23 protein-coding genes are annotated in these 20,695 nt (G+C 51.8%); 19 read left to right on the top strand and 4 right to left on the bottom strand.

Annotated features, from left to right (window positions below; all coding sequences use genetic code 11):
- Positions 1-10: 10 nt before the first annotated feature.
- The 5 genes from DW899_RS02050 to DW899_RS02035 all read left to right on the top strand — a co-directional run bounded on the left by DW899_RS02050 (position 11) and on the right by DW899_RS02035 (position 3,001).
- Entirely contained in the window at positions 11-613 is a 603-nt protein-coding gene (locus tag DW899_RS02050; RefSeq protein ID WP_117799836.1) for a ClpP family protease, read from the top strand.
- Positions 614-687: 74 nt separating this feature from the next.
- The gene (locus tag DW899_RS02045) at positions 688-1,500 is read left to right on the top strand and encodes a hypothetical protein (RefSeq protein ID WP_117799835.1); all 813 of its coding nucleotides are present in this window, start codon (positions 688-690) and stop codon (positions 1,498-1,500) included.
- A gap of 108 nt (positions 1,501-1,608) precedes the next feature.
- Entirely contained in the window at positions 1,609-2,046 is a 438-nt protein-coding gene (locus DW899_RS02040) for a hypothetical protein (protein ID WP_117799834.1), read from the top strand.
- The gene (locus DW899_RS10875) at positions 2,010-2,228 is read left to right on the top strand and encodes an HNH endonuclease (RefSeq protein WP_346972609.1); all 219 of its coding nucleotides are present in this window, start codon (positions 2,010-2,012) and stop codon (positions 2,226-2,228) included. The genes DW899_RS02040 and DW899_RS10875 overlap by 37 nt, the downstream gene beginning before the upstream one ends.
- 2 nt (positions 2,229-2,230) lie before the next feature.
- The gene (locus DW899_RS02035) at positions 2,231-3,001 is read left to right on the top strand and encodes a hypothetical protein (protein WP_117799833.1); all 771 of its coding nucleotides are present in this window, start codon (positions 2,231-2,233) and stop codon (positions 2,999-3,001) included.
- Between the two features lie 72 nt (positions 3,002-3,073).
- On the opposite strand, the gene DW899_RS02030 is transcribed toward DW899_RS02035, so the two are convergent.
- Positions 3,074-3,337 (bottom strand): hypothetical protein, encoded by a 264-nt coding sequence (locus DW899_RS02030; protein WP_147349714.1) that lies wholly within the window; start codon positions 3,335-3,337, stop codon positions 3,074-3,076.
- Positions 3,338-3,502: 165 nt separating this feature from the next.
- Here DW899_RS02030 and DW899_RS10520 point away from each other — a divergent pair, with 165 nt between their 5' ends.
- From DW899_RS10520 to DW899_RS02020, 3 genes are all read left to right on the top strand, one after another.
- On the top strand, positions 3,503-3,661 hold the full coding sequence (locus tag DW899_RS10520) for a hypothetical protein (protein WP_158566550.1): 159 nt from the start codon (positions 3,503-3,505) through the stop codon (positions 3,659-3,661).
- A 269-nt stretch (positions 3,662-3,930) separates the two neighbouring features.
- Positions 3,931-4,083, top strand: a complete 153-nt coding sequence (locus DW899_RS10515; protein WP_158564416.1) for a hypothetical protein — start codon at positions 3,931-3,933, stop codon at positions 4,081-4,083.
- A 63-nt stretch (positions 4,084-4,146) separates the two neighbouring features.
- Positions 4,147-4,548 (top strand): HNH endonuclease, encoded by a 402-nt coding sequence (locus tag DW899_RS02020; protein ID WP_117799830.1) that lies wholly within the window; start codon positions 4,147-4,149, stop codon positions 4,546-4,548.
- A 352-nt stretch (positions 4,549-4,900) separates the two neighbouring features.
- On the opposite strand, the gene DW899_RS02015 is transcribed toward DW899_RS02020, so the two are convergent.
- Complete coding sequence (locus DW899_RS02015; protein WP_117799829.1) at positions 4,901-5,503, bottom strand: helix-turn-helix transcriptional regulator; 603 nt, start codon at positions 5,501-5,503, stop codon at positions 4,901-4,903.
- A 529-nt stretch (positions 5,504-6,032) separates the two neighbouring features.
- Between DW899_RS02015 and DW899_RS02010 the strand changes: the two genes are divergently transcribed.
- Genes DW899_RS02010 through DW899_RS01990 form a run of 5 tightly spaced genes read left to right on the top strand, consistent with a single transcriptional unit; the run spans position 6,033 to position 11,395 of the window.
- Positions 6,033-7,655, top strand: a complete 1,623-nt coding sequence (locus tag DW899_RS02010; RefSeq protein WP_117799828.1) for an N-6 DNA methylase — start codon at positions 6,033-6,035, stop codon at positions 7,653-7,655.
- Positions 7,656-7,657: 2 nt separating this feature from the next.
- Complete coding sequence (locus tag DW899_RS02005) at positions 7,658-8,701, top strand: DNA adenine methylase (RefSeq protein WP_117799827.1); 1,044 nt, start codon at positions 7,658-7,660, stop codon at positions 8,699-8,701.
- 33 nt (positions 8,702-8,734) lie between these two features.
- On the top strand, positions 8,735-9,370 hold the full coding sequence (locus DW899_RS02000) for a hypothetical protein (protein ID WP_147345470.1): 636 nt from the start codon (positions 8,735-8,737) through the stop codon (positions 9,368-9,370).
- A gap of 59 nt (positions 9,371-9,429) precedes the next feature.
- Entirely contained in the window at positions 9,430-10,257 is an 828-nt protein-coding gene (locus tag DW899_RS01995) for an McrB family protein (RefSeq protein WP_199569846.1), read from the top strand.
- Position 10,258: 1 nt separating this feature from the next.
- Positions 10,259-11,395, top strand: a complete 1,137-nt coding sequence (locus DW899_RS01990) for a restriction endonuclease (protein WP_117799824.1) — start codon at positions 10,259-10,261, stop codon at positions 11,393-11,395.
- A 161-nt stretch (positions 11,396-11,556) separates the two neighbouring features.
- Here the strand turns inward: DW899_RS01990 and DW899_RS01985 are convergent, their stop codons facing one another.
- On the bottom strand, positions 11,557-13,716 hold the full coding sequence (locus DW899_RS01985) for a hypothetical protein (RefSeq protein WP_117799823.1): 2,160 nt from the start codon (positions 13,714-13,716) through the stop codon (positions 11,557-11,559).
- Between the two features lie 109 nt (positions 13,717-13,825).
- On the opposite strand from DW899_RS01985, the gene DW899_RS01980 reads away from it, so the two are divergent.
- From DW899_RS01980 to DW899_RS01970, 3 genes are all read left to right on the top strand, one after another.
- Entirely contained in the window at positions 13,826-14,152 is a 327-nt protein-coding gene (locus tag DW899_RS01980) for a hypothetical protein (RefSeq protein ID WP_117799822.1), read from the top strand.
- 113 nt (positions 14,153-14,265) lie between these two features.
- A complete protein-coding gene (locus tag DW899_RS01975; RefSeq protein WP_117799821.1) occupies positions 14,266-15,090 on the top strand; it encodes a hypothetical protein in 825 nt (274 codons plus the stop codon).
- 30 nt (positions 15,091-15,120) lie between these two features.
- On the top strand, positions 15,121-15,882 hold the full coding sequence (locus DW899_RS01970) for a hypothetical protein (RefSeq protein ID WP_158566549.1): 762 nt from the start codon (positions 15,121-15,123) through the stop codon (positions 15,880-15,882).
- 72 nt (positions 15,883-15,954) lie between these two features.
- Here the strand turns inward: DW899_RS01970 and DW899_RS01965 are convergent, their stop codons facing one another.
- The gene (locus DW899_RS01965; protein ID WP_117799819.1) at positions 15,955-17,598 is read right to left on the bottom strand and encodes a hypothetical protein; all 1,644 of its coding nucleotides are present in this window, start codon (positions 17,596-17,598) and stop codon (positions 15,955-15,957) included.
- A gap of 269 nt (positions 17,599-17,867) precedes the next feature.
- On the opposite strand from DW899_RS01965, the gene DW899_RS01960 reads away from it, so the two are divergent.
- From DW899_RS01960 to DW899_RS01950, 3 genes are read left to right on the top strand one after another with little or no spacing between them, the layout of a single operon-like run.
- Positions 17,868-18,605: a hypothetical protein gene (locus tag DW899_RS01960; protein WP_118237164.1), complete on the top strand. Its 738-nt coding sequence runs from the start codon at positions 17,868-17,870 to the stop codon at positions 18,603-18,605.
- Between the two features lie 44 nt (positions 18,606-18,649).
- Positions 18,650-18,856, top strand: a complete 207-nt coding sequence (locus DW899_RS01955; RefSeq protein WP_117637090.1) for a hypothetical protein — start codon at positions 18,650-18,652, stop codon at positions 18,854-18,856.
- Positions 18,857-18,916: 60 nt separating this feature from the next.
- Entirely contained in the window at positions 18,917-20,686 is a 1,770-nt protein-coding gene (locus tag DW899_RS01950) for an AAA family ATPase (RefSeq protein WP_158566548.1), read from the top strand.
- Positions 20,687-20,695: the final 9 nt, after the last annotated feature.

Below are 20,695 nucleotides of genomic sequence, written 5' to 3'. Positions count from 1 at the left end.
GGAATTGACCATGTCCGTTATGTATCGTGAACCCAGCATCATCAAGAAGTCTAAGGACGGTCGCGTTGCCGCCGTAGATATGGCAAGCGAGCTGCTCAACAGTCGCGTGCTGCTGCTGGAGGGCGAGGTCAACGACCTAACCTGCAACGGCCTCATTAAGTCCATGCTGGTGCTGGAACATCAAAGCGCGGCCGAGCCCATCACCCTCATCATCAACAGCCCGGGCGGCAGCGTTACGGCGGGGCTGGCGCTCATCGACACCATGCAGTCGCTCGACTGCCCCGTGATCACGGTGGGCGAGGGCGTCGTGGCCTCGATGGCCGCGGTGATCCTGGCCTGCGGCGACCACCGCCAGGTGTACCGCCACACGCAGGTGCTCATCCACCAACTGATGGGCGGCACAGGCATGGCGCAGCAGACCGATATCGAGATTGTGGCCCAGCATACAGCGGCCATGCGCGCCGAGCTGGACGAGCTGCTGGCCGAGCATGGCAACCTGAGCGCGCAGGAGTTCCACGAGCTCACCGAGCGCGACTGCTGGTGCAACGCCAAGCGCGCCCTGGAGCTGGGCCTGGTGGACGAGGTGATTGCTCCGAGTAAGAAGGCGCTCTAGCGGGGCATATGCCCTACAAGCACGTTAAACAGGGCGAATGAGCACGTAGTTGAACAGCCAGAAAGAGGTTGAACATGAGTAGGATTTGGGATGTCGACGGTATTGAGTGGGAAGATCTGCCCACCGTGAGCGACCTGCTGTGCGCTGCTGACACAAAGATCCTGGCACCCGAGGTTGCCCTGCGATACGGCGGCAAGCCGGATGACCGTGGCCGTGTCGATAACGAGCGCGACCTAAAGCGCGCCCGCCGCAAGATCAAAAAGCTGCGGAAGATAGATCCCGAGCCCAGCGACAAGATCGTCCTGTTGCCCAAGCATGTCATCAATCGTCGCAATGCGGACCACGGCTTTGGCTATTACGACGTAGAGCCGTGCGCTTTTACGCGCGGTGGCGCGCAAAAGCTGGGAGAGGACGCGTGCGCTGAAGTGTATCCGTGGGACCTGTTCCTGCTCAACGAGGAGCCCACAAGCGTCGTTCTGGGCTATCGCGTATGGCTCGGCGGCGAATGGGACCTATGCGAACGTTATCGCTTTTTGGCTGTGGCGTGCGCCAGCGCGCTGCATCGCTTCCGCGAGCAAAAGGAGCTGCGCAAGTGTCTCAAGAAGGACGATGCAGCCTGTGACATGGGCGAGGATGAGGTGATCGAAGGTGTTCGCCAGGACGTGCTGTATCCCGAGGAGGTAATCAACGCAAAGCTCGGCGGCTATTGGGATACGAGCCTGGGGCTCAATCTGCCCTGGAAGGACGAGCATTTCGAGACCTGCGTACGGATCGACAGGGCAATCGATGACCTGTTTGCCGAGGAGACGAAGCGCAATGCCGCGGAGCTTGGGAGGAAGCTTGGGCGTGGGTATGAGGGGTGCGGGGAGTGGTTGGACGGAGATTGACTGCAAGAGTGGTTCCTGTGAATGATCGGTGGCGGCTCGGCAATAAACTGTCCGAACGAAATGATAGAACGATAGCGTAAATAGCACCCGTACTTTAAGGAGTTAACAATGGAAATCGCCTATAAGGAACTGTTTCGTGTAAACCGTCCTATCTACGGTCCTGGACCAGGAGGTTTCTTCATTAAAAGATTCAAGAAAAGCGGATACAGCGAGGCTGAATTACTCGATTTAATTTCAGGAATGGACTTCTCTCTCGCTGGAGCTGATGGGGACATTAGCCTGGAAAAGAAATGCAAAATAATCGAACGGGCGGTTGCTGAGACGCATTATACGAGCTGGGCCCTTAGCCTGATTGGCATCATTGCCTCTCTTATGGCTGGAGGATATTTGTCTGCGCTGATAGCCAGTAATCCAACTTTAGCCGAGATTTTCATGGTGCTATTCCTGGTTGCCTTGGGAATATATGCGTGGTTCCGGTATTGCTTTGAGCGAAATAGGACCGTGCTATTGTGTGCGTTGAATCACATAAAGACGCTTCAACCATAGCCCATAAGGGCGAAAGACTCATCAATTACGATTCAAGATGTTGCTTGACGGGACTATCGAACAAGGCGCTGTTGGTCGCTAGCCATATCAAGTCCTGTATAGTCTCTGACCCAATGACGGAGCGCCTCGCGCCCGACAACGGATTACTCTTGAACGCATTGCACGATTACAGGAAGGAATGACCATGTTCGATCTCAAATGCTCGATGCAGGCCCAGCTCGATAACCTATGGCTCAAGCCGGAAGATCTTGCAGGAGGTCTCGGCATTCGCGTCTCGAGCGTCCGAAAATGGCTCGACCCCGAGCTCGACTGTATGCCGGTCAAGGATGCCTTCGACTGGATAAGCGACCAGATCGAAAAGCTCGGCGACCTCACACTGCAATGCTTGAATGACGCGAACGATTCCTACGAGAAGTTCGGCCAGCATATCGTTCGCTGGTACCGAGATGAAGATCTGCCCGATACTGAACCGGGAGGCCTTTACAATCTCGCGAGCCGCCTTGCCGCCGACCAACTCGCCGCGAAGGGTATAGAGTGCTCTACTGTCTATGCATCCCGCGACGGCGAGTGGATCGAGCAGAACCTGGACTTTTCCCCCGATATCGATCTCAAGGCTGCATTTGCCGCGCAAGCGGACGCCTTGGGAGTACCGACGTCCGAGATCGCGGCAGCATTGGGTATTACAAACCGATCAGTTAAGGACTGGAAAAACCCCAAGCGGGACACGATGCTGCCGGTAGACGAGGCATGGGACTTTCTGGATGAATACGCCGAGGCGCTTGATATCCGCACGGCCGAACTCCTCGAAATCATGCCGAACCCGATGCCGTACCATCCTATGACTCGCCTCGGAACCCTAACGAAACAGCAGAGAATCGACAACCGTGCGGCGCAGGCGGCGGCTAGACAAATCATGGGCGACGGTAAGGTCGTAGTCGATTTCGTATATGTCTAAAGCCGTCCGGCGGCCATAGGCAATTGCACCCTGATGGATGGACCGCAGGTGAGGCATGCGAATAGCCAGGCCCTACTTCTTCGCATCGCCGCGCGGCTTGTTCTCATCAATCCCGCGCAGGTCGAACTGCTTGCTACCCCGTTTAAGCACGAGCTGCCAGCCGCACGCATCGCAGATTTTGACGAATTCATCGATGGTGAACCGCGTGTTGTTATGCAGGCGAGTAGACAGGCTACCCTTCTGCTTACCGGTTTTAACGGATGCATCCTGCAGAGTCATGCCGCAATCCTGCACCATATAACGAATAGCGTCCGATGATCCGATCCGTTCAAGCACTGAATACCTCTTTCAAATATACGATAATATATTTTGATTATAGCCAATCTAGTTTTATTCTAGAAGTGGCGTGACAATCGGATACTACCGCCGGTGCCGGATCGCGGCCCAGATGTATCCGACTAGCCCCCGAGATTGCGCTTTTTGGCCGTGGTGTGTGCCAGCGTGCTGAATCGCATCCGCGAGCAAAAGGAGCTGCGCCAGTGCCTCGAGGGGGGGGGCGATGCAGCCTGTGATATGGACGAGGACGAGGCGATTGAAGGTGTTCGCCGCGACGCGCTGTATCCCGAGGAAGTAATCAACGCCAAGCTCGGCGGCTCTTGAGATGCGAGCCTGGGACTCAACCTGCCCTGGAAGGATGAGCATCGGCAGACTTGCGCGCGGATCGACAGGGCTATCGATGACCTGTTTGCCGAGGAAAAGTAGCGCTGTGCTGCGGAGCTTGGGAAGAAGCTTGGGCGCGGGTGTGAGAAGCGCGGGGAAGTGCCGTTGTCTCAACTATTCACCGACGAATGAGAAAAGGCGGTGAGTGCGGTCTCCTGCATGATTATCCTGGACCTATTGAGTGAGCGGTGCGCGGGCGAGGAGCAATCATGGCCGGCCGTGGAGACAAATGGTCGAGGGAAGAAACCCTTGCGGTTCTGTTCCTATACCTCGCCCTGCCGTCAAAAATGGTTGATGACAAAAGCGAGGATGTCCAGGCGTTAGCCAAGGCCATTGGCAGAACGCCGGGCGTAGTTGCTTAAAAATCTGGAATCTCGCATCTTTCGATGAGCGTCGACGCGCTCGCGGCAAGGTTGGAATGATCCATGCAAACAAAAATGGACAAGCTAGTCTGGGCCAAGTATTCCTTTGCTGGAGATGAACTCGTCGAGGAGGCGACCGAGGTTTTCCTTAATCGCTTTGATTTTGAAGAAGCGCTAAGCGATGAGTTGAAAGAGGCGATTGGCTTTGATTTGCCAGAGGGCGAAGAGCGCGAAGCAATTGTCTCGATGCGAGTGAACCAGGAGTTCTTTCGAAATACCTTGCTTACCAATTACAATTCAAGGTGTTGCTTGACGGGGCTATCGAACGAGGCGCTGTTGGTCGCCAGCCATATCAAGCCCTGGACAGCCTCTGATTCAAAAACGGAAGGACCTGCGCCCGACAACGGTTTGCTTCTAAATGCGCTACACGACAAAGCGTTCGATCGGGGGACTACTCACCATTAAAAAGGACCTGAAGGCAGTAATGTTCGGCGTGGTCGGACACGAGACGCCTGAAGACAAGTATTTGTGACACTACAACGGAGAGCCGACAACGCTTCCGAAGCGATTCGCCCCACGAGCTGAGTTTATTGAGTATCACAATTATATGGTGTTTAAAGGGTAGGGTTTAACTCGTCTGCTTTCAGTGCGTTTCTCACATAATTGCCTTAGCCCTTCCAGCTAAGTCGGTATTGAGGAATGAGGAAAATTCCAGCAAATATTAGAGTGCGGCGAAATATTCGCCCGCCGTCTTTTATGCGTTCTGCAATTCGGTCGCCTAGTGCCTGCCTTTGTTGCACCTGGTGCATGTGGAATTTCAGCCGTCTACGTCAGCATCCACGTCGGCTGGAATTCCATTGAAATCAAATGGTCCGCGCGTGCGGTCGTATGCAGCCATGATAACGTCAATAGCGTTTACGGCCCCAATTGCTTGGCACAGGTCGACACGCTGCTCTAGGAAATCATTAAATCTGGCGCGAAGCTGCTTGGCTGTTGCGTGAATGAAAAAGTCGGGATCTTGTTTTTCGAGTTCGGCCAAGAAGATGGTGTCCAGCCTTGCGCATATGGCTTCAATGCGGCGGGATTCCTGGCGGAAGGCGTGGCTTGCCACTTTCGAATTCTTCGTTAGTAAATAATCGAGGTAATCGCTGAGCGATTGTTTGAATTCGGGCAATAGCTTGTCGTACCGAGATTGAATTGCTCCAGGTGCGATCGCGGGGTCTGGTTCAGTACGTCCAACAATGATGTCTATGGATACGTCAAATACATCTGCAAGACGCCATGCAGCAGCAAGTGGAATTTTATCAGGCCGACTTTCATATCGTGCGTACGTAGTAAATGGAATGCTCAGGGCCTTGGCGAAGCTTTTCGCAGACTTGTATCCAGCCTCTTTTCTCAGCTCCTGTAGATTGTCTTTCATAGTCGTCGGCTTTCTCTGACTGTGTCTACGGAATAATGCGCATTGATATAAATCGATGATAATGCATCAAACATATATTTCATAATCTGATATATATGTTTGATAATAATTATTAAATTATGAGATAATACCAAATAAAGATAATTAATTTATATTGAATTTTACATTATGGAACTATTCGAGCTCCCTGTCCAATAAGAGGTCTTGAGCAAAGACAATGCGACCATCGAGGAGGGGCTTAGATTATCAATATCAACGATTGGCGTTTATTGCTGGAAGAGCAAGCGGTTTGGGCGGAAGGGCTCGACTTGAATGGGGCATAAGCGATGTTCACTATACTTTTTCTGCTTAGTTGCGTAACTGATTTATGCGCCAGTTTCTGGTGTTAATATTTAGCTTTTGCCAATTACCAGAGGTGCGACTGGAGGGTCATATGGTTAAATCCATAACTGAAAACCGCTGCTGGGACTATTCGGTTTGTAGTAATAAACGATGCTCATCCCTTGTCTATTATTGGGGGCTTTAGCTCGTGAAATACGGTTCTGTATACACAACGAATTCTCTGGCTGACTTTGTTGTTTCGCTGCTAAAGGTCGAGCGCGCTTCTGCCCGCACGCCGTCTTTTGGCGTTTGCTTGGACCCGGCATGCGGGGGCTCTTCTTTACTTAATGCCGTTGCACGCGGTGATGTTCGGCATTCGTTACTTTATGGCGTTGACGTTGATCCTGAGGCCATAGAGATTTCACGCACTTATTCCGAAATAATAGGCTCGGAAATAATTTATAAAGATTTTCTGCGTCCATCTGCAAAGACGGATCCGAAAGCGTATTGGCTGGAGCGTTTGGCTCGTGTCGACACAATTATTGCTAACCCACCTTGGAGCTCCGACCGTATTTACGATCGTGATGAGTTGCTGCTGCGTGGCTATAAAAATGTTGATGGACAGTATGATTGCTACGCCCTCTTCGTAGAGCTTTCCATGGCCATATTACATGCGAATGGGTTTGCTGCCTTTATTCTCCCCGATTCATTATTTTCGGCAACAGCTTATGGTTTACGTCGATTTATTGCTACGAAATATGAGATAAAAGTAATCGCGCGTCTTGGAGAAAAACTTTTCGAGGGGGTTCATCGTGCGACAACGGTTGTCGTTGTCCGCAAGTGTATACCAAGTGATGCCAGTTTAACAAAGTGCTTCCGGCTTACGACATCGGATAGAAAGGCCGTTTTAGGTGGAGACAAGACGCTCGAGACAGTTTTTGAAGAACAATATCGCGTTAAACGCCAGATGGATTTTCTAAGAAATGAAGACTGCCTATTTGATATAGATGTGGCAAGTGAAGATCATGCGGTTATTGAGAGAATTAGGTCTCATGGAGGCAAATGGTCTTTTGACGTTTCTTTCCATCGAGGTGTAGAAATCTCAAAGCGCGGAACCGTCTTTTACTGTCCGAAATGTGGTGGAGCAAACACCGCGGCGTTATTTTCGGGCCTTGCTCTTAAGCGTTGTAAATGCTGCGGGCGCGAGGTTGAAGTGTCGAGCTCGGAACTTGAATCCGTCATGCAGTTCAGGCCCGCCGATGGTTTTGTTCCTATATTTGTTGGTGAATCTGTTGGACGATATTCGTTGTCATGCCAACGGTATTTGAAACTTGGAGTTGAGGGCATTAATTACAAGGACCTTGATGATTATAAGCCCATGAAGATTCTTGTTAGAAAGACTGGGTTAGGAATTAAAAGCGTTGTTGACGATAGCGGCAGGATGGTAAATCAAGCTGTCTACTTCTTTACCGCAGGCGAAGGGTTGAGAGAGGACGCATTGTACTTTTACAATGCGCTGCTTAACTCGAGGGTTATTTTTTATTACTACATGAAGCTGTATGGTGAGAATGAGTGGAAATCACACCCCTACTTAACAAAACGGATTCTTCAGGAACTACCGATCATCAGATTTGACAACAAAAGTGAACTTCATCATCAAATTGCTGACGGCGCTCGGAAACTGAATCTTCACTACACGGCGGCAATCGATGCGGAACTTGAGTTGCTTGTTACGCTAGCATACGGCCTTGATAGAAAAGAGGTCGAGCGTATCAAGCACGAGATGGCGGAGCTGCCCGATTTGGGCGCACTGAGGGAAATGAAACAATAGGCATGTATCGCTACATTGGCAATAAGACAAAGCTGTTAGAGCAGATAACATCATTGGCTTCAAATTATCTAAGCCCCGGAGGAACTGTTGCCGACTTAATGGCCGGGACTGGGTCCGTAGCTGCTGAGTTTCGTCGACTTGGCTACCGCGTCATCGCTTCTGACATTATGACGTACAGCAAGTGGCATCTTTATGTGCAGCTGCTCATGAATCGTACGCCTTCTTTCGAGGGGCTGAGCGATTTATCGGTTGAACCTGAGTGCCATTACGTGCAAGTGCTAAATTATTTAAATGAACTTGAACCGGTCGAAGGCTACTTCTTCCGCGAGTTTTCTCCTTCAGGGCTTCCTGCAAATGGATGTCCAAGTAGGAAGTACTTTACATCGGATAACGCTGCAAAAATCGATGCAATTAGACTTAAGATAAACGAATGGCGCGATGAGGGTAGGATTTGCCAAATGGAGGAGGCGCTTTTGCGTCACACTCTGATTATGGCAGTCAACGAAGTGGCAAATATATCTGGAACCTATGGCTATTTCCTGGCAAATTTTACCGCAAGTGCGAAAAATGCCATCCATCTAGCTCCGGTATCCATTAATACTGGAAGAATTGATAATGTGGTTCTTCAGGGCAGGGCAGAAGACCTTGCTGCTGGGGTTACTGCAGACCTTTGCTATCTGGACCCTCCTTATATCAAACGCCAATATGCAGCGAATTATCATATTCTTGAAACGGTCGCACGTGGTGACGAGCCTGTTGCTGCTGGCAAGAGTGGGTTACGTCCTTGGCGCGATCAGTACTCTGATCTTTGTACAAAAACTAAATCAAAAGATTCCTTCGCTAAGATTATCGAGGATATCCATTGCCCTGTTTGTTTGATTAGCTATAGCGAAGATGGACTCTTTCCTGTCGAGGATCTTTGCGACGTATTTTCTGCTTACGGAAAAATTGAGGTTAAAGAAATTGCATACAAACGTTTTAGGTCAAATTGCAGTTCGTTGGCAAATGAAATAAAGGAGTTCATAATAGTGCTGGAAAAATGGTAAGCACCGATTGAACGAGGCGGTCGAATGTTATTTGTGGATGAGATTATGTACCGTCACCTGACTGCCGCTGACTTTCGCAATATCGAAGGTATTAAAAAGCCTGATGGAGGCGGTGGCCAGACTTATATCGACCTTTCCGGTATTGACCCAAATGAGGCCGTGGAGTTTTTCAAATACTGCCAGATTGACGAAGACAACCTGAAGGCAAAGGAGATTGAAGAGGGTACGCCCCCTTACAGAGTCGACCTTATACAGACGGGCGGCGTCGATTGCGAATATAACATGCAGGTCTATAAGCGAAGACCTAAAAACTATACGATTCGCGACCAGTTCAATAATCGTTTCCCGGGGTGGTCTGTACGAGCCGGTTTTCCTACTATAGTCGGAGAGGGAAAACCATTTTGTGCTGGTGGTTCATATGATAATGACGAAACCGACCCATACGTCCAGCCCATCATTGCACATCTGACGATTTATATTGTTAGAACCATTAACCGGTTATATTTTGCTGACTACCTCTCTGATGCTGAAATCCCAAAAGCCTGGCCTCTTGGTTTTGGTCTCGAAAAGCTCTTAAAAGCAAGCGAAAATGAAAAAGCAGCCGGAATTATCAAGCCCCGTGGGCTCATAGAATTTGTCAATCGTCGAGAAAGCGTGAGTGCCAAATGACGTTTAGGAGTACCGACGCTACAAGATATAACAAAAGCGATTTTCTTGAAGAAGTCTATATGGACGAAGCGTCTTACGATGCAATCGTCTCGTTGCTTAAGAGAAAAAAGAATATCATTCTCCAGGGTGCGCCGGGTACGGGGAAAACCTTTGCTGCTACACGATTGGCATATTCGCTCATGGGCGCTACCGATAATACGTGTATAGAGAAGGTTCAATTTCATCAAGGATCTTCTTATGAGGATTATATAGTCGGTTTTAAACCTACGGCTGATGGGCTTTTCGCTGCTCAGGAGGGTTTGTTTACCAAGTTTTTTCGTCGAGCGTCAGATAGAAGCCATCGGTTTGAAAATTATTACCTCATAATCGACGAAATTAATAGAGCAAATCTTTCAAAAGTATTTGGAGAACTGCTCATGTTAATTGAAGCTGACCATCGTGGTGAGTCATTGGTGGTTCCGGGATTGCCAGAACCGTTAACGGTTCCGAAGAATCTATTTATAATTGGCATGATGAATACCGCCGATCGCGGTCTCGCGCTGGTTGATTATGCGCTTCGAAGGAGATTCGCGTTTTACTCTATGAGTCCGGCGCTCAATCAGCGCTCATTTATAGACTATATTGATTCATTGGGTAACGATAGACTAACCTCGCTCGTCGATGCTGTTCGTCGATTAAATGATGTCATTTCGCATGACTCTTCGCTTGGGGAGGGTTTTTGTATCGGGCATAGCTATTTTTGTTTCGATTCTGCCCCTACGGATATTGAGGTCAAGTCTATCGTTGACTATGAACTGCGGCCTCTTCTTCAAGAGTATTGGTTTGATTCGTCCGATAAGGAAATCTTAGATGAACAGGTTTCTCTTTTGTATGAGGCTATAGATTAGGATGTCCAATACGGCTGCGAACAACGTCGCAATCCGTAACATTTTATATATGATTGCGTATGCGACTGGTATTTCCGGTAGTGATGCGGAAGCGGTGTTCGCGGACACCTTGAAGGCAGTCGGCAAAGAGCCGTTCGATGGACTCGGTGAGCTTTTTGCAATTATCTTGAATGATGCTGTAAAAAGAGAGTATTTGCGAGGGCTTGAGCGTGTCTATTCGCCTCATGAAGAGCCTCTTGCAGTCCTGAGAGGTCGGCCGCTGATTCAGAAAAGCATCGCTTTAAAAGCTCGGGGGACAATGCGTTTGCAGTGTCTATATGACAGCTTCACAGCCAATACCTATATGAATCAAATTGTTAAAACTGCAATAATTCAATTAATCCGCAGCCATGATGTTTCTCCGCGAACGCGAAAGGGACTCAGGGCAAGCGCACTATACCTATCTACTGTCGATTTACTCGAGGCTAATTCGATTGATTGGAGACTGGTTAGGTACAACAAACTCAATCAGAGTTATCGATTCTTGATGGCGGTTTGCCGGATGGTTTTGGAGAAGAGCATTCCTGTTCATGATGAAAACGGTAATGCGGAATTTTCGTCTATGTTGAGCAGCCAGAGGCTCTCTTCTCTATTTGAGAAGTTTATACGTGAATATTATCGCAGACATTTTCCGCGGTTAATGCCTGCTGCGCCTATCGTTGACTATGGTATTGGCGTAAGGTCTCAATACCTACCAAGGTTGCGCACGGATGTCGTGCTAACAGGGCCTAGCTATAAACTAGTGATAGATGCTAAGTGCTATGGAACAATTCTTGGAACACACTGCGAGAAAAAGATACTGAGTCCTGAACATAGAAATCAGATATTTAGTTATGTTATGCATTGTGCGCAGCGAAACGCGAGCGTATCCGGAATGCTGCTCTATGCCCAAACGTCTATGGAGGGTCCGCTGGATGAATGCTGGTATGAACTTGGCCACTGGTTCTACCTTAAAACTCTTGATTTGAATAAACCATTCGAGAATATTGCTGAACAACTCAATGAAATTGGCGACCGTATGATGTCGGGCCTATTTGTGCATTCCAAAGACGTCTCGGAACGGGAATTGCTTGAAGCCGAAAAGGGGCAGATAGACTAAGTAATTTGGGTGTTGATCCGTTTGGATACTGCAGAATACCGTAAAAGTCGCCGTTGCTGTTGCTCCAGCGTATGAGACCTATGCGCTCATCGGTTCTGTTTTATTACTAGCGGTCTGCCCTTCGGCGCTTCCGCATGCAGCCCTTGCACATGTCGACCGGTTCAGTTCTGCTTTTCCGGGCCATATCCCTTTGTATACACGGTAAAGCTAAGGTCTTCAATCGTTCCGGTGCTGTAGATGCATGCGTCGGGCGTGCTCCATGTGTCTTGGACGGTCGGGTCAGTCCAGACATATTCGGGCCCATCGATTCCAAGCAATGGGATGGGCCTCGCCACGTGGTCGGCGTTATTTATCTGTACAATGATCTCCAACAACATGTGCAGTTTTACATGCCATGAGCTGTATGGATGCTCACCTGGCCCCTTGTAATCCAGCGTGCACTTTGAGTGTGGGCTTTCGGCGAGCTGGCTTAAACATTCAAAAAGCGTTGGGTACTCGGCTCCAGGAAACTCGACTTGTACATACCGATTGCCATCGCGGACAAATCCGTACCACAGCACGGGGTATGGATACTCGAGCCTATCCGGCCGCTTGATTTTCGCTCTACAATTGGGCTGGTTGACGATAGACAGCCACGTCCTATAGAGTTCATCGGAAATGAGGTCGTTCGCTTGGTATGCTGGGCCAAGACCATCGAGGACAAAGCTGCCGAGGCGCTCAAAATAGTGGGCACAATCCGTTAGGCCCTTTTCATATGCCGTTTCGGTCTTTCTCTGCATATTGAGCGCGACATCGCGGGGCGATTTGCGACCAAGATGTTTTTTGGCGTTATATCGCGGGTTGCAGTAGAGCTTGGTTGCCGCGTTATATCGATCGCAGTACTTGCTGTTAGGACCGGTCGGAAAAAAGAGCGAACCGCAGGTTTGGCATGATATCGGCATAATGCCGCACAGCAGCAGCTCGTGAAGGATGCGGGCATAAAGGCTTGCAAAGGACCATTCCTCTTCGGTGAAGTAGAGCTCTCCTGCCTTTGAAATAACGGCTTGAAGCCCAACGAGCCTATTGAGGTTTTCCTGGTCGTTAAGCTCTGCATGCGTATGGAAGTCTCCATTTGCGAAGATCTGGTTCTCGCGCATAGCTTCGAGATAGTTTTTACGAAACGCCTGCATAAAGGGGGCGCTGTTCATGTGCTTTATTCCATTCAAATGCTCTTCGAGCTTTTGAGCCGTTTCGTTTCCGGGCAAGTGTTTTTTGGCTGCGTATACAAAAGCTTCGCCAAAGCGGATGATTGCCGGCAGCTGCTCATCGAATAATCGAAATTGTCGCGGGTCGCTTGTTTTGATGGCGGCTGGGAAAAACTCTTCGTTTTGCGCGAGCAGGCTAGGTGCCTCGGTGTTTTTAAGCAGCGGGGTAAGCTCCAGACATTCCTGATAAAAAACAATGAGAAGCGCTCGAAAGAGATCGATATTGGTGCAGACGCAAGCTGTTTCTATCTGAGATTTCGCCTTGGGAAAGTTGCGTATAGGATTGTCGCGGTCATACGGCACCGGTGCTGTTAGATCGGTCTCGCCGTTGGTAGCGTTAATGCTCATGTCGTTCGACTCGAGCTGCAGATAGGAGCTGAAGAGGGACGCCATTTCTTGCTTGTTGAGTTGGCCCGATGTTGTAATCACTGCGCGGTACAGGCGGTTGATCTCGTCGCACTCAATAGCGTTGTTGTTCATCCAGCAGCTGTAATAGCGATAGTCGGGAATCGCCGTGATGTTCATGACACACTGTCTACAGACATTTTCAAGGAGATATCTGGCCATGCCGGAAATCTCTCCGTGTGCATGGCTTGTAATGGCTTTGTCGAATATCGGAGCAAAGAAATCGAGGTCGCGTTCCTTTTGTTTTTGAAGGTTGATAGCGATTTCAGCTTCGTTCAATTCTGCTTGGGTGGGCTCTTGGTCGGGATCGTCTGGATCGAGCCAGTCGTCATGGTCTGGCTCGGCTGCGCAGTCCATCGAGGTGTGTTGCGCAGGGTGAGGAGCAGCAGGGGGCTGGCGCATGGCGTTCTGCAGGTCGATATAAAAGCGACGGTTTGCTCGTTCACGAAAATGGGACGCAATCTCGTTGAAAAGCGAGCTTAAGTCGACGCGCAATAGGTCGTTGGCTATGGAGACGAGACTCCATGCGCTTGCATTGCCGGATGTGTTTCCGTCGCCGGCACAATCAATCTCCGGCGTCCTGTTAAGAAGTAGCATACGGGGATTGACAGGGGAGCGAAGAAAGCCAGCCTCAAAACCCCAGTTAAATGCTTCTTTTTCGGACTTAAGCATTGATGCTCCAAACAGCCAAAATTTAAAACGCGATAAAAGTCATATTACGCGGCTGTTTGCGGCTGTTCAATGGAGTCAAGCGAAAAGGGTTAAAACCAGGGAGGCCGTTATGTCCGATCGCATCAAACTCAACGAAGGAAACATTGATGTATGCGAGCGCGAGGTTATCGCTCTTCGCGAGATTATCGCCGCCGCCATGGGTCGCTTGCATCAGATGCGCAGGCAGTGCGAGCGAGGCTACGCGTCTTCGGAGGATTTCGAGAATGCGTTGGATGTTTACGGAGTGATCCGTGGGCGAGTCGATGAGCTTGACCAGCTTGGTTTCGAGTTCAGATGGTCGTCAGTTCCCGATGCAGGGATCGATGAGTGCGTCGGGCTCGAATGGATTGAGGACGACAACTCTCCACGAGATCGCGGTTTCGATATCGCTTGTTAGTGTGTCCGCACGACTTGGTATCAATGGGGGCGAACAATCTCTAATCGGAGCCGACTAGAGGCTGCATCCTAGTTGCCGGCGATTCCGGTTTGATTTCTGTTGAAAGGAAAATCATGAACACTTCTATTCAAATTTCGTCCAGCGCCGTTGAGTCTGCGCCCCGCACCGCCAGAGGCGAGGTCGTCAAACTCGTGCAGGGCGCGCTGCTCGTTGCCGTTGCCGCGGTTGCCGCTGCCGGCACCGCCTCCGTCGCCGCCCCGTTTTGCGTCTGGAAGGGCGAGGTCGCGCTGTTCCTGAACGAGTCGTTCCATGCTGCCTTCTCCATCTCCGCGATTGCGGAGTACGCGTCGGCTGTGCCCGGGTCCGATTGGGCGTCGCTGCTCGTGGCCGCGCTCATCGCGGCCTACCCTGCCTACCATGCCGCCTGGCGCGTTCGCGAGGGCCTTGGACTCAGCTGCGAGGCTCCGGTGTTCAGCGGGCGCGTGTCGCGCTCTCTCGCCGCGCTGAGCGCCTGCCTGCTGCTGGCGATGCTGTTCATGGGCTATGGAACGAGTTGGCTCATCAACGGCAGCGCGATGGGTGACCAGAGCCTTGTTGAGTCGGGGCACAATGTATGGGCCGTTTCCATCATGATCATGCTGGGCTGCGCCCTGATGTGCCTGTTCAAGTGGTTCCTTGCCAAGGGCCCCGGACGCAATTTCGGCAGCGGCTTCGCTATCGAGCTTGTCCGCCTCGCCGACGTCCTGCTGAAGCGCGCGAGCTCGAACCTGGTGTTGTGCTACGTGGCCGAACTGCTTGCCTGCCTGCTGGCACTGACCTTCATTGCCGTGGCCTATGTCGTCGTAAGCGTGGCCATCGTGCTCGCGCTCGGAGCCGTCGCCTTGGCGGTGTGCCTTGCCGGGATTCCCGTTATCCTTGCTGCCTCGTGGCGCAGGTAGCGGGGCGACCATGCAAGTTCTTGTCACGACGTGAGAAAAACATGCAAGAATCGCAAGCTCTTTTCACGCGATGAGAAAAACTTGCAGATTGGCGCGATGGTGACAACTCTCCGCGTGAGCGCGGGTTCGATATTGCTTGTTAATGTGTCCGAACGGTTGATTGGAGACAAAATGTATCCGGACTATGAGCGTAACAACTATCCCATGAGCATTACGGATGAGGATGGTCCGTTCCTGGTCATGGAGGCGGAGCTGTTTTACAACGATGAGCTGAACGATGAGTTCAAGAAGAGCAGGGCGCGCCATTACTATTCTTGCGCAAGTGCTGCTACGGCACTTTTTTACTGCAAATCGCTTGCAGACAAGGACGACAATCCCTGGTATGTAAGCTGGGAAAAGGCGGTCGAGCAGTATCCGCTGGAGAAGCGCGAGAGCGCAACGATGCTCTATTGGGTTGAGCCGACCGATCCGTTAACGGCCCTCGATGCCCGCTACCCCCAATACGACCTTGAGCCATATGTAAGTAAGGCCATCCGCGTCGCCAGTTCATATTTGGTGGAACTCGACGATAGTGCGTATTCGATTGATCAGCTGGATGTTGAGGATGTCGACAACTTGCTTACTGCTGCCTGGTTTTTGATCCAGAAACTCCAGGAGGGCGGTTGCATGCATGACCCAGATGCCCTGGATAAGATCGAAGACGCTACGTATGACGCCTATACAGCGGTCAAAAATTTGATTGAGGACGAAGAGGCGGCCAGGGCCAGTTCGAAGTCTGATGAGAATCTCTAGCCGCTGCATTGAACGGCGCGCCTGATCGGCAGGCTGTCGGCAAAAGTTCAGACAGCTTGCCGATCCCAGTCGCTACATCGTTTCCTTACTCGCGGCGTAATGTTCCGCCTGCTTAAGGGCGTCCTCGTAGGCGCGCTGCTTTGCTTCGTACTCTAGCGCGTAGCGCTCCTGCTCCGCTCGCCCGGGAACAGGCACGGTCATGCTTCGCAGGTCCATTGGGGCAAGTTGCACAAGCGCGTCTCCGTGCGAGGTGTCCGCCAGTTTCTTCTGCCCCTCATCGGACGACAGGTATGCCAGGACAAACTGGGCAAGCAGCTCGTCCTCAAAGGTAGCGCAGAACATGGCGTCGCAGGGGACAATGCTCTCAAACAAAAGACCGCGCTCCACGGGGCGCTCAGAACCGACAGAAAAGTGGCCTGGCGTGATGAGGGCAAGCTTGAATGGAGGCCCGACGCGTGATATGAGAAGGCTCGCCTCGCGGGCGTCGATCGGTTTGGCCTTCCGAAAATCTTCGTAGTCTACACGGCTTACATCGTAGATATCTGTATCGGGGACACGCTCAAGTACATCTTCTGCGGCAATGATTGCGCCATCATGAAGATGCTTTAGCGACAGGTAGTAGCAGTCGTGCTGTTGGTAACTGTCTGTCGGATCTGATTCGGGCAGTTTGGTTACAACGCTGCGGGCGGTGCCGCGGTAGATTGGCGCTAGCGACCCAAGGGGGATGAACATTCTCTCGTCGAACGATCCGCTCTTTGTATTGGGTAATAGGGGATAGATGCCGTTGCCCTGATCCTCGAGCCGATGCCAATAGACTGGATTCTTTTGATCGCCGTAGGCTCGGTCGACGGAATCGAGGAGCTGGTGCAGAATCTCATCGGTCATTTGCTTGTCGTCAAAGCTCCTGCCGTCAAAAAGGAAATACGGATCATTGGGCTCGCCGTCGCCAATAAAGAGCAGCGCGCGACCCTCGGCCTTTTTGGCAATGGTGTTGGGAAGAAGCACAATGCTCTTTAGCAGGCCGAGGTCACAAAGAAGGCGACGTCCATCTACGGCTCGCGCCAGATTGAACAGACGGTCAGAAATCTGAATGACGGCCGTAGCGTGGGGCCGTGAGCAGGCAATGGATGCCGCAAGAAAGATGTAGTACCACTCAGTGACCGAAAGCAGATCGGGGATGCCTGCGCTGCGTTGCAGCTGCTTCGAGCGCGTTCTGAGGAAATCCAGGACTCGCGCATTTGCCGCATCGATAGATGCCGGGAATTGGGATAGCGGTCGTAGCTCGGGGGGCCTGCAGTAAATGAGTGCTGATTCGTACGTGTGAGAGGCTGCGTCCTGCTCGTAGTCGTATAAAAAGATATTCTCCTCGATGGCAGTAAACGTCGACGTCGGGACTTTGACTCGGTTTTTGCAAACGCAAGCGGGCACATAATCCCATTCGTCGGTTGCTTCGTTGTAAACGCGGTCCTCAAACTCAAACGAGGCGGCCGAAGGTCGCTTGAGGTCAATCCCCAAAACAGACCACGAGGGGCCATCGACGTGCTCGCTCGAAAACTCAAAATCGCGACAGCACAGTTCAATGAGCCTTTTCGTTCTCGACGAAGGCTGATATTTCTCGACCATATGAGACACAAGATCCGATAGATATCGGCTCATATATGGCTTGAGATCTTCGTTTAAGCGAAGAGTTGCAAATTCTGCTTTAGTTTTGAGCATGCGCACCTCCTGCATATTCCCTATATTGCGCGGTTCGCTGACTGGCCCGTCGCGGCTCAATTGCCTTCAGTCTACAAGAAGAGCAGTTGCGGCGTTTTTCAGACGGGGCACTCAAATGAAAAAGAAAAAAATCGAATGGTGCGTATGAGGCCGTACGCATTGGGTAATATTTCGCTAGATACTAACACTAAGAGATTTGCATATCTCCTAGTTGTATCAAGCTACAGTGGATAAACCAACTAGTTGTTTCAGCAACGAAAGGCCAGCTAATGAACGTATACGACACGTATAGGATCGAGCCAGACGCTCTCAAGAAGCCAACAACAGTGAATATTTTCGGCATGATTCTGCAAACCCTCTTTGCGGTTGTGCTGTACGTTGTCGCCGTCGACATGATGTGCTTGCTGACGACGTGGCTCGGCGGCTTTATGTTCGAGATTGGCGAGGGCAACACGGTGATTCCGCTCCATTCGTGGCGCCTGGTGGCGTTTAGGGCGTACTGGGTTGTGCTGGGCGTGGCGGTCGTTGCGGCGCTTGCCCACAAATGGATTGTGCTGTTAACGGGAGAGCGCGAATCCGACATGTGCGAGCTGCTCGGTGCAATTGAGGGTGCGGGCGCATTTGCATCCGTCGTCTGCGCGATCGTCTGTTTGCTGGGCTGTGCCGCCGCATTTGATTGGTGGGCTGGCGTTACCGGAAAGATGGCTTCGGATTCCCGCGCCAATGATTATCTGCTTTGGGCTGTTGTCTTAACAGTCGGAACGATTGTCGAGTGGCGAATTGTCGAAGGAGTTCTCAAGGCTTTATTCCCTCATGAGTGCTTGTTCCACGGGCTTCGCTTTGCATCTGCCTGCGTGGTTACTCCTCTGCTCGCGCTTGTGCCCACAGCACTGGTCATCGTCGTGTGCGCGGTGGTGGTAGGCCTTTTTGCCGGGATTGTGTTCGCATCGCTTGCGATCCCCGTGGTTATCACGGTTATTGGCATTGCCATCGCTATGAGTCGCTAACCCACAACGCAATCCAAATATCTCGCATAAAGAAAGGAACGACCATGTCGGTATTCTCTAACGCTCAAAAGCTTCTGCTGCTTGCCGTACTTACCGCTCTTATGGCTGGTGCCCTGATGTACGAAGTGTTGCATCCCACACTGTTTCCGCTGCTCAAGCAGGGCATTTTGCAGCTGCTCTACCACATTCCGGTCTTTACCCAGCCGGGCAACGTGATCTATCTGGAGTCGGCGACATCGCTGGCACTGTAGTGGTTTAAGGGCTCGGCCCACATCGAAGGAAAGAAAACCAATATGGAAAGGAAGGCGCCCATGACTCAGAAGCAGTATCGAAACATCGATCGCTACCAGGACTTGCTCAATCGAATTGCGCCTACGCGTCTGGTGGAGCAGACGCGTCAGAGTGTTATTGGCCACGAAGGAAGCTTGGAGGCCTTTGTGACGGCGCTGAGCTTTGAGGTCAACCGCTGCGTGATGTTGGCACGCGGCGCCGACCCGCGCGACGTTCTTTCGCCCGCTGCCATTTTGGTGATGGGTTCTACCGGTACGGGAAAGACCCACACCATCAAAGCCGTGGCGGATGCCGCGGGGCTCAAGCTGTTCGTGTTCGATGTCTCCACCATGACGGGCGAGGGCTGGCGCGGTGCCAGCATGAGCAACTGCCTGTCGCAGGTCGCGGACTATCAGGCTGCCAATCCCGGCGAAATTTGCTTGGTGCTCTTTGACGAGTTTGACAAGGCGGTTCGTGCCGAGCCCGATGGGGGCGAAGTTGCATCGAGCTTTAGTCCATCGCAGTCGTTCCTTAAGCTCTTGGAAGGCGGGGAGATGCCGTTTGAATGTGATACCTCCAAGAGTGCGGCTATTAAGACGCTCAACCTCGATCAGGTTGTTTGCATTTTGGGCGGCGCCTTTATGGGCTTGGATGCTCTGGTGCGCAAGCGCCTGAGTGACAAGTCTGGCACCACGGTCGGCTTCGGATCCTCGTATGCCGCCGTGCGCACCGCCGCAAAATCGGCAAACGAGCTGCGAGACAGTGCGACCATCGAGGATGTTGAGACTTGGGGTATTATGTCCGAGCTGTGCGGGCGCATTGGCTCGGTGATTAACTTTAACGTCTTGAGCGTGGACGATCTGGTCCAGATTGCGTATGAACAGTACCTGCCCAAGTACAACAACATGATGGGAAATGGCGCCAAGATGGAGCTGATGGCAGATGCTGCTCGCCTTGCGGCGAAGCGCGCGGTTAAGGAAGGTGCCGGCGCGCGCGGCATGCTCCGTCAGCTGCGTCCCCTTATGATGTACGCCTGGAGGGACATGCGGGAAGATACCTATATTTCCCGTGCGACCTTGGTCGTGAGCGACGGGGAACTTGCGGTTGCGTACGAGCGCTCTCATGAGCCGCGGGGCTTTTTGCAGGAAGAGATGGGGGAGAATTCGCCCTTTCTGAACGGGAGGGAGATTGAAGCCCTGACGCTGGTGAACAACTGGATGGAGCATGAGGACGAGGATGAGCATAAGCCGTATCAGCCTGAGTTTGCTTGGCTGGCGGATTTGGTGGACGGCTCGGCGCTCGACAAGATCGTGCAGGGCGGCAAGGCATTCGATCTTGCTGGGGTGTTGTTGCGCGGCGTTCCGTTTGATGGGCCGGAGCGCATTGCCGCCCACGAGCTGCTTAAGGCGTGCGCCTGCTACAACGACGTGCTCTATGCCGATCAGGACAAGTATCGCAACCTTGCCCAGGTGCTTATGCTCACCAAATTGGTGTACAAAAAAACGCCCGATTGCTTGCTGAGCCCGCTCGATGTGGTTATGAACGGCACGACTACGGGCAACGGTTTTCAGGGTCTTGGCGAGTGGGTCGATGCCATGAGCAGGTCCGAAAAGCCTTCGTTGGAAAAGTGGCAGTACCTGGCGGCCGGGGAGGCCCTGCGGATTTACGACCACTTTAGCAAGCGTCCCGACCAGGTAAAGGAGCTTGCCGCCGATGTGTCCCTGATGCGTGTCGCCCTCGCGGTGATCGACGCTGAGGAGCGCGAGGCGTTGGAATGCGATCTTGAGAAGCTGCTCGCTTCGTGCGAGTAGTCGCCGACT

This window comes from Collinsella sp. AM41-2BH, from assembly GCF_003468085.1.
Lineage (GTDB): Bacteria > Actinomycetota > Coriobacteriia > Coriobacteriales > Coriobacteriaceae > Collinsella.
Note: the sequence above shows the minus strand (reverse complement) of the source record. Positions and strands in the feature narration are given on the sequence as shown.